Source organism: Pseudofrankia coriaricola (assembly GCF_032027725.1).
GTDB lineage: Bacteria > Actinomycetota > Actinomycetes > Frankiales > Frankiaceae > Pseudofrankia.
The window spans coordinates 1-8,977 of sequence record NZ_JASNFO010000160.1; the positions used below are offsets into that span (position 1 = coordinate 1).

General features: G+C 70.5%; 6 protein-coding genes and 2 pseudogenes. 4 read left to right on the forward strand and 4 right to left on the reverse strand.

The features are described from left to right. Window positions 1-1,359: IS1634 family transposase (locus tag QOZ89_RS46080; protein ID WP_397428783.1), on the reverse strand; the 1,359-nt coding region annotated here is incomplete at its 3' end. Window positions 1,360-1,752: 393 nt separating this feature from the next. Between QOZ89_RS46080 and QOZ89_RS46085 the strand changes: the two genes are divergently transcribed. Continuing rightward, complete coding sequence (locus QOZ89_RS46085) at window positions 1,753-1,977, forward strand: hypothetical protein (protein ID WP_312630306.1); 225 nt, start codon at window positions 1,753-1,755, stop codon at window positions 1,975-1,977. Between the two features lie 137 nt (window positions 1,978-2,114). Here the strand turns inward: QOZ89_RS46085 and QOZ89_RS46090 are convergent, their stop codons facing one another. Further along, entirely contained in the window at window positions 2,115-3,521 is a 1,407-nt protein-coding gene (locus QOZ89_RS46090; RefSeq protein WP_312630307.1) for an aldehyde dehydrogenase family protein, read from the reverse strand. A gap of 244 nt (window positions 3,522-3,765) precedes the next feature. Between QOZ89_RS46090 and QOZ89_RS46095 the strand changes: the two are divergent. The 3 genes and pseudogenes from QOZ89_RS46095 (at window position 3,766) to QOZ89_RS46105 (ending at window position 7,043) form a co-directional block, all read left to right on the forward strand. After that, window positions 3,766-5,006: pseudogene (locus tag QOZ89_RS46095) on the forward strand (acyl-CoA dehydrogenase family protein). 113 nt (window positions 5,007-5,119) lie between these two features. After that, on the forward strand, window positions 5,120-5,371 hold the full coding sequence (locus QOZ89_RS46100) for a hypothetical protein (protein WP_312630308.1): 252 nt from the start codon (window positions 5,120-5,122) through the stop codon (window positions 5,369-5,371). 484 nt (window positions 5,372-5,855) lie between these two features. Continuing rightward, on the forward strand, window positions 5,856-7,043 hold the full coding sequence (locus QOZ89_RS46105; protein WP_071047427.1) for a cytochrome P450: 1,188 nt from the start codon (window positions 5,856-5,858) through the stop codon (window positions 7,041-7,043). A 251-nt stretch (window positions 7,044-7,294) separates the two neighbouring features. On the opposite strand, the pseudogene QOZ89_RS48570 reads toward QOZ89_RS46105, so the two are convergent. Both QOZ89_RS48570 and QOZ89_RS46115 read right to left on the reverse strand, forming a co-directional pair. Beyond that, a pseudogene (locus tag QOZ89_RS48570) lies at window positions 7,295-8,062 on the reverse strand (helix-turn-helix domain-containing protein); the annotation flags it as partial. A 132-nt stretch (window positions 8,063-8,194) separates the two neighbouring features. After that, window positions 8,195-8,623: a hypothetical protein gene (locus QOZ89_RS46115; RefSeq protein ID WP_241841563.1), complete on the reverse strand. Its 429-nt coding sequence runs from the start codon at window positions 8,621-8,623 to the stop codon at window positions 8,195-8,197. Window positions 8,624-8,977: the final 354 nt, after the last annotated feature.

The window sequence follows — 8,977 nt, forward strand, 5'->3', positions numbered from 1 at the left end:
CTCGACGTGCCAGAGGTCGTGGTAGTTCGCGATGACCTCGGGGGCGGTCACGACGGTGACCGGGAGGTTGGTGACGTAGCCCTTGAGGCCGACGAGTCGGCGGGCGCGGGCGAGGCTGGCCTCGTCGAGGGTGGTGGCGTCGCCTGTGACCGTGACGAATCTCGGGGTGCGCGCGGTCTGTTCTCCCCCGACGACGGCGCGGGCGCGGTTCTCCTGGGCGGTGAGGGTCCTGTTGTCGCGGGCGGCGCGTCTGGCGGAGTAGGCCCGGACCGCCCGCCACGACGCGGGGTGCTGTTCCCGGTCCCAGACGGGCTCGGTCTTCAACGCGACGTCGTTGTCCCGGTTGCGGCCCTTTCTGGGAGTGATCGTGTCGATGATCTGCCCGTCGGTGAACGCGTCGCCGTGCCAGCGGAAGTGGGACTCCAGATCGATCGGCGCCTTGGTGACCCGGGAACCGACGATGAACCCGAACCCGGCCTCGTCGAGGTCGCGCAGGTTGGCCGCGGAGAGCATGCCGGCGTCGGCGACCACGACCAGGTTCTCCAGGCCGTGGCGGTTCCTGAACTGGCGGACGATCGGCAGGATCGTCGCGGTCTCGGCCCGGTTGCCCTCGTAGCAGCCGATCTCGAGCGGGAACCCGTACCGGTCGACGAGTAGCCCGACGACGATCTGTGGGTCGACGCGGCGTTCCTTGGAGTAGCCGACCCGGCGCAGTTCGTCCTCGTTCTCGGCCTCGAAGTAGAGCGTGGTCACGTCGTAGAGACACAGCGAGACATCACCAGCGGCCCTGGCGTGGGCGAAACACAGCCCCGCGAGCTGGTCGCGGTAGCCGCCCTGATGCGCGCGGAGCAGGGTGCGGCGCATCGTCTTCTCGCTCGCCGGCGTGGCGCCGAGGTCCACCAGCACCCTGCCGGTGTCCAGGATCGACGTCGGCTCGACCAGCCTGGCGATCACCAGGTCCCGGAACACCTCGTCGCCCAGGGCGTCGAACCCCAACGACGTGAACACCGAGACGAGCACGTCGTAGAGCACCCGCGAGCCGGTCGCGACCACCCGCGGCCCAGCGACCGCCACCCGCCCACGCAGCGGTTCCACGGCCACGTCGAACAGAACCGGCGGGGCAGGGCCGGCCTCGCCGAGCAGCGGGGTCCTCACCGCGACCGGCTCGACCCCGAGCTCGAGCTCGCCCTGGCCCGGAGCCTCCAACAGTTCCCGGGCCCGCTCGATGAGCACCCCAAGCTCGGCCTCGGTATGCGCCGAACCCACATGCGCGACGATCCGCCGCCGGCCCCCGACCGACTCGGCGATCTGCACAGCCGTCGCCCCCGACGCCGTCCGCACCCGCCGAATCCAGGCCACAACCACACCGTAGGGCACCAATTAGTGCCTCAGAACCACCCACCAGGCACCCATCACCCCAGGTCAACGCACTACACCATGATCGAAAACGAGCAGGTGACCGAACTCAGGCCTGACGAAGGCCGACCCGGCCGCGACCGCTGAGCGCGCCGGCCTGCCCGCCTCCGCCCTGGCGGACCACCGCGCCGCCCACCCCGGCATCTCGGACCTTGACCTGCACACGCTGATCATGTCCGACCGCACGTTCCGGATGCCGTCGCTGTGGTGCGCCCACCGCCATCCCGGCCGCGCGTTCGGCTACGAGTTCACCTGGCCGTCGCCGGCTTTTGGCGGAGTGCTCGGATCCTGCCACGCCGTCGATGTCGCGCTGACCTTCGGCAACCTTACCGCGGGATGTCCGACATGCTGCTCGGCACGCCCACGCCGGAGGAGGCCGTGGTGCTCTCCGAGGAGATGCGCAGGGCCTGGGTCGCCTTCGCCACCGACGACGACCCGGGCTGGCCCGAGTTCGGCTCCGCCGGCCCGGCCGGCATCGCCCGCCGCCTCGACGTCCCGACCTCCCTCATCACCGACCCGGAGGCGGCGTCCCGCCACATCTGGGAACCAGTCCTGGGCTGACCCGCCGACGGGATCCGGGCAAGGGAGCGTCACCAGCCTCAGCGTTCCAGCCGCACCGCGTTCCGGAGGCGCCTGCTTCGGACGCGCCGCGCCGCGCCCCGGCCAGGCGCTGGTCGGGGCGCGGCGGCCGGCGGGCGTCAGCGCTTGGCGCGGTACTGGACCTGGATTTCGGTGAAGCCGGCGAGGCCCCAGGGGCCGTTCTCGACGCCGAGGCCGCTCCACTTGAACCCGCCGAAGGGCTGGTGCGGCCCGAGGGCGACGTGGGTGTTGACCCAGGCGGTGCCGCAGTCGAGTCGTTCGGCGACGGCGACGGCCCGGTCGGGGTCGGCCGACCACACCGAGCCCGACAGGCCGTACATGGTGGCGTTGGCGCGGGCGACGACCTCGTCGACGTCGCGGTAGGAGATGACCGGCAGCGCCGGGCCGAACTGTTCCTCGTCGACGATGCGGGTGCCCTCGGCGGCGCCGGTCAGGACGGTCGGCTGGTAGAAGTAGCCGGGGCCGTCGATCGGGGCGCCGCCGGTGGCGGCCTTCGCGCCGCCCGCGATCGCCTCGGCGACGAGGCCGGAGACGCGGTCGAACTGGGGGCGGTTCTGGATGGGGCCGAGCTCGGAGGCCGGGTCCATGCCGTCACCGACCCTGACCCGTGCGACACGGGCGGCCAGCGCGTCGACGACGTCGTCGTAGAGCGACTCGGGGACGTAGAGGCGTTTGATGGCGGAGCAGACCTGGCCGTTGTTGTCGAAGGCCCCGCGGAAGAGCTTCTCCGTGATGACGGCCGGGTCGGCGTCGTCGAGGACGATCGCGGCGTCGTTGCCGCCGAGCTCCAGGGTGACTCTTTTGAGGTCGGGGGCGGCGGAGGCGGCGATGTGCTTGCCGGTGGCGACGGACCCGGTGAAGCTGATCTTGCGGGGTGTGGGGTGGGCGGTCATCCACCTGCCGAGTTCGTCGCCGCCGGAGACGACGTTCAGGACGCCCGGCGGGAGGACTTCGGCGAGGATCTCGCCCATGAGCAGGGTGCTGCGGGGCGTGAACGGCGAGGGTTTGAGGACCATCGTGTTGCCGGCGAGCAGCGCGGGGCCGATCTTCCACGCCGACAGCACGATCGGGAAGTTCCACGGGGTGATCGCGGCGACGACGCCGACGGGGCGGCGTACCACCTCGGCGTAGGCGCGGGCGTCGTCCTGGATGACCTCGCGGCCGACCTCCAGATCGGCGAAGTACTTCAGCCACATGCTGGCGGCCAGCGGCTCCATCTTCGCCGCCTTCAGTGGCTTTCCCTGCTCGGCGGTGAGGACCGGGCCGATCCGGTCCGCGGCCGCGGCGAGCCTTGTCGCGGCCTCTCGTAGTGCGGTGCGGCGGGCGGTCTCGTCCTTGCGCCAGTCGGTGAAGGCCTTGGCCGCGGCGTTGAACGCCTCGTCGAGCTGCTCGCGGGAGCAGTCCGGCGCCTCGGCGTGGACCGCGCCGGTCGCCGGATTGACGACACCGAAGGTCGACGGGGCGGCCCGGCGCTCTCCGTCGATGATCATAGAAACGTCGGACATGGGTTCCTCCGTATCTGGCACTGGAGCGCCGGCCTGTGCCACTGAAACTGTGCTGAAATCTGACTAACGTGCGGGCTGCTCGCGCGTCAACCGACGAGCGGCACCGCCGGTGTTTTCCACCAAGCCTGCCCTCGGCCGTGCTGGCCGCGCGGGCCGCGCGGGAGAACAGGCTTCCGCGTCCGGGGTCGATACCCGAGAACGCCCTGAGCCCGCCGTCAGCATCCGACACGGCGAGGGAGCGCGCATGGGATGGGACTTCGAGACGGACGCCGACTTCCAGGCGGAGCTTGACTGGATCGACGAGTTCGTGCGCCAGGAGGTGCAGCCGGTCGACCTGGTGGTCGCGAACGCGCGGGACCTGAGTGATCCGCTGCGACGGGAGCTGATCCCGCCGTTGCAGGAGAAGGTCCGCGCACGTGGCCTGTGGGCCTGCCATCTCGGCCCGCACCTGGGCGGCCCGGGGTACGGGCAGGTCAAGCTGGCGCTCATGCACGAGATCCCGGGCCGGTCGCACGCCGCGCCGGTGGTGTTCGGCTGCCAGGCGCCCGACTCGGGCAACGCGGAGATCCTCGCCCGCTACGGCACCGACGAGCTCAGGAAGCGCGATCTCGAGCCACTCGTCGCCGGCGAGATCATGTCCTCGTTCTCCATGACCGAGCCGCGGGGCGGCAGCGACCCGACCCAGTTCGTCACCCGTGCCGAGCTCGACGGCGACCAGTGGGTGATCAACGGCGAGAAGTGGTTCTCCAGCCACGCCCGGTACGCGTCGTCCTCATCGTGCTCGCGGTCACCGACCCTGACGCGGCGCCGCACCGCAGGTAGTCGATGTTCGTCGTCCCGGCCGAGACCCCGGGAGTCACGATCCTGCGCAACGTCGGCGTCGCGGGCCACGAGGAGATGGAAGGGGCGCACGCGTACATCCGCTACGAGGACGTGCGGGTGCCCGTCGACCACCTGCTCGGCGAGCGCGGGCAGGGCTTCGCCGTCGCCCAGACCCGGCTCGGCGGCGGTCGCGTCCACAACGCGATGCGGACCGTCGGCCTGGTGCGCGAGGCGTTCGCGATGATGTGCGAGCGGGCGCTCAGCCGGTCCACCAAAGGTGAGCCGCTCGCCCGCAAGCAGCTCGTGCAGGCGATGATCGCCGACTCGTGGATCGGGATCGAGCAGTTTCGGCTCCTCGTGCTGCGCACCGCCTGGCGGATAGACCGTTACAACGACTACGACCGCGTGCGCGCCGACATTCACGCGGTGAAGGCGGCGATGCCCAAGGTCCTGCACGACGTCGCCGCGCGGGCGGTGCAGATACACGGCTCGCTGGGGATCTCCAACGAGATGCCGTTCGGGGCCTGGGTGCTGGAAAGCTTCCAGATGGGGCTCGCCGACGGCCCGACGGAGGTCCACCGGACCGCGCTCGCGCGCACGTTGCTGGCGCAGTTCGAGCCGGCCACGGGCCTCTTTCCGTCAGGGCACCTGCCGGCCCGCTGAGCCGCCGCGCGCGAACGGTTCGCCGAGCAGATCGAGCGGGCCGTCCATGGTGGCTAGGCGGACAGGACCGGCTCGCCGACACGGACGATGACCATGCCCTCCACGACCCTGGCGTGGACACGCTGGGCCTGCCGACCCGCGCGGAGGTGGTCGACCGCCATGCCGCGCGCAGCGGTCTCGACCTGGCCGCCATCGCCTGGTACGAGGCGTTCGCCTGCTGGCGGCTCGCCGTCATCCGCCAGCAGCTCTATGCCCGCTACATCCGCGGCGAGTCGACGGACGAACGCATGGCGTCCCGCGGCGAAAGTGTCGGAATGCTCTCCCGCCGCGGCCCGCGGATCCTGACCGAAAGCTGGCCCGCCTGAAGGTTCTGTATTGATCTGAGTACTGAAATAGGTACGGCCTAACCGCGGAGACCCACGTCGAGGTGGACGTCTCACTCGGGAAAACCAACCACAGGCAGGCTCGAACTCCGTGCGCGTTCTGGTGTGAAGGTACCGCGCTGTCACCTGCCCTGCGGAGTGGCGGGGGCGGCGACCGGGCCTGTCTGGCCGTTGACAGATGGGCGACAGCCCCGGCTTCTGTCCGTGAGATCAGCCAGGCCAAAACGGTTGTGGCGCGCACGGAGGGTGGTGGCCGTGCGCCATGAGGTGAGGGCATGAGCGCGCGGGGCGATTCCCCCTTTTGCCTGTTGTCGTGACGTAGTTCTATCGCTGGGAATGGAAATGTGATGTGACGTACCACCCACCGGGCTTCACCGCCGCCGCTCGGCGTGGTCTCCGCCGCGGGCTATGCTCCGATTTGGTTGGGCAAATACCAATTACAATCACGGGGGCGAGGGCTTCGGCAGTGCGCGATCTGTACTGGGACCCGTTTGACAAGGCGATCGACGTCGACCCGTACCCGGTCTGGCGCCGGCTGCGTGACGAGGCGCCCGTTTACCGCAACGACCGGCTCGATTTCTACGCGCTGTCACGGCACCAGGACATCGACGCCGCCCACCGCGACCCGGCGACTTTCAGCTCCGTCTACGGCACGGTTCTGGAGATCATGAGCTCGGAGCCGATGGACACCGGCTTCATGATCTTCAAGGACCCGCCGGCGCACACTGCGATCCGACTGCTGGTCTCCCGGGCGTTCACCCCGCGGCGCATCGCCGAGCTGGAGCCCTACATCCGGTCTGTGTGCGCCGAGCTGCTCGACCCGCACCTCGGCTCCGCCGGCTTCGACTACGTCCAGGAGTTCTCCGCCCAGCTGCCGTCGAGGGTCATGTCCGAGCTGCTCGGCGTCGACCCGGCCGACCGCGAGGAGATCCGCCGGACGATCGACCAGGCGTTCCACATCGACGAGAACAAGGGCATCGTCAACGACATCTCGTTCGGCGCCCAGATCAAGTTGTACGACTATTTCGGCGACGCGATCGAGTCCCGGCGCACAAACCCGCGCGACGACATGATGACCGCGCTGGTCGAGGCCGAGATGCGCACCGAGGACGGCGGCACCCGCCGGCTGACCAGCGAGGAGGCGACGGACTTCGCCTGCCTGCTCGTCAGCACCGGCACGGAGACCGTCGCCCGGCTGGTCGGCTGGGCCGGCCTCATCCTCGCCGAGAACCCGGAGGCGCGCGCGGACCTCGCCCAGGACCCGGGACTGATCCCGAACGCCGTCGAGGAGCTGCTGCGCTACGCCGCGCCGTCGGCGGTGCAGGGCCGTACCGCCATCCGGGACGTCGAGCTGCACGGCGTGACGATCCCGGCGAAGTCCAAGGTGCTGCTGCTGACCGCGTCCGCCGGCCGCGACGAGCGCAGGTTCCCCGACCCGGACCGGTTCGACATCCGCCGCAAGGTCGACGGCCACGTCTCCCTCGGCCACGGCATCCACTTCTGCCTCGGCGCGGCACTTGCCCGGCTGGAGACGCGGGCCGCGCTGGAGGAGACGCTGCGCCGCTTCCCGAAATGGGAGATCGACCGGGACGGCGTCGAGATGCTGCACACCAGCACCGTCCGCGGCCACAAGCGCCTGCCCATCACCCTGTAGCCGCCATCACCCGGCCCGACAACGACGAAAAGCACGGTCCGCATACGGACCGTGCTTTTCGCGTGACCGGCTCTACCTACTTTCGCTGCGACGGGCATCGGCAGCCCCGGGGAGAACACCGCGTATGACCTGGGGAGACCGGGTCATACAGCCGCCACTCGTACCCGTGAGTCGTCAGCGACAAGTGCCGTGATGTCGCGGGGATCGCCAATCATTATCACCACTGAGCCGGCGCCCGCGACACGTTGCGCGGTCGCCACCACCATGGCATCCACCGTCGTGCCGCCACCGGCGAGCAACCTGCCGGCATCCCGCGCGAGCGGCTCGTCGAGCGGATGGACATCACTGACGGACTTCAACACGCGGTTGACGGCGGCATCTCGCCGTTGATTGCCACGGACGAGCTCCGTGATGACGGGAGCGGGAACCCAGACCTGAGACTGCTCACGCAGAGCGGCGGCAAGCATCGTTCGCGCCGTCTTGTCGAGCTGGGACAACGCGATCACCGCACCGGTATCGAGCACGAACGGGATACCGAGTCGGCCGCTGTGCGGACGCCGCCTCGTCACGGCCGGAACCACCGGCGCGCCTCCTCGATGTCCTCCTCCGGGACAGGGCCGGCGCCAGACGGCGACCTGACGGATCCGCCGGTACAGCGTGCGCAGGCTCAGGTCCGGCCGGCCCAGACAGCGCCAGACCCGCCGGACCGTCCACGGCCCCGGGCACTCCAGCAGGGCGGCGATCCGCGCGCACAGCCGGCGTCCACCCAGCCGGGGCCGTCCCGGTCGGGGCCGGTCGGCCAGCCCGGCCGGTCCGGCGATGTTGAACCGGCCGATCCAGCGCCGCGCCGTGGCCGGATGACACTCCAGCAGTGCCCCGATCTCGGCCGCGGTCAGCCCGTGCAGGGACAGCAGCACCATCACCGCCCGCACCGCCACCCGCCACCGGCCTCGCAGATCCCCTCGCAGCCGCTCGAGGTCGCAGGTGGGGCGGTTGGCGAACACAGTGGGCGGGCGCATACTGACCACGACCTCGCCGGACGGGTGGACGACTGGTGCAACCTCGATCCAACCCCCGGCGGGGCCGGTGTCAACACGACCTCCCACCCGGTGATCTCACCCGGGTTACGCGCAGAACCCCTGGATAGGCGCTTAGGCGCGACTGATCGCCGAGACCGCCCATTCGGTCTGACTCTTGGTGGCGGATGCGGGCGGGCTCGGGCAGTCGGGGGCCGGGACGCCGCGGCCGGGCCGGACGTCTGCCGACCACGTGACGGTCTCGCCGTCATACCCGCAGGACAGCTCGGCGCGCGAGCCGTCGAACGAGCCCGTGCGGGGGGAGTCCAGCAGGCTCCAGCCCACCTGGCGCAGGACCTCGAGCTCGAGTGCTTGCACCTGAGGGCCTTTGAGCCCGCAGCAGCCGCGGTAGTGGTCGGCGACGTCGGCGAACTCGCCCTTGCGCCGCAGCACCGTCTCGACGAGGTCCTCGTCGCCGTAGGCCCAGGCGGTGCCCTCCGGCAGCACGAAGAAGGTCGCGGCGAAGCGGTGGCCGCCCAGGTGGCTGGTCCGCCAGTACGTCACACCCGAGGGCGCCCCGGCCGCCGCCAGCCGGGTGGCGAGGCCCGCGCCGAGGCGCCGTAGTCGGCCACGAGAGGCCCTCGGTCCCGCGGACGCCCTGACGTCAGCGGGACCGAGGGCCTCATGGTCTTCCGGCCATGGGTTCGAGCCCCATCCGCCCACCGCTGCCCCCGCCACAGATCGACGAAGGCCGCCGGATCCCCGGCGGCCTTCGTCGTGTGCGGGGTGCCTGTCAATGACCCTGGGGACGGCGGCCGCCGGACGTGCGAAAGAAGATCATTTTCGCACGTCCTTTGGCCCTCTGGTGACCCTGGGGACGGCGGCCGCCGGACGTGCGAAAGAAGATCATTTTCGCAC

Bases quoted from the DNA above. Each gene is read 5' to 3' on its own strand.
- QOZ89_RS46085 (WP_312630306.1), top strand. From the start codon at position 1,753: ATGTCCGACATGCTGCTCGGCACGCCCACGCCGGAGGAGGCCGTGGTG.
- QOZ89_RS46090 (WP_312630307.1), bottom strand. From the start codon at position 3,521: ATGTCCGACGTTTCTATGATCATCGACGGAGAGCGCCGGGCCGCCCCG.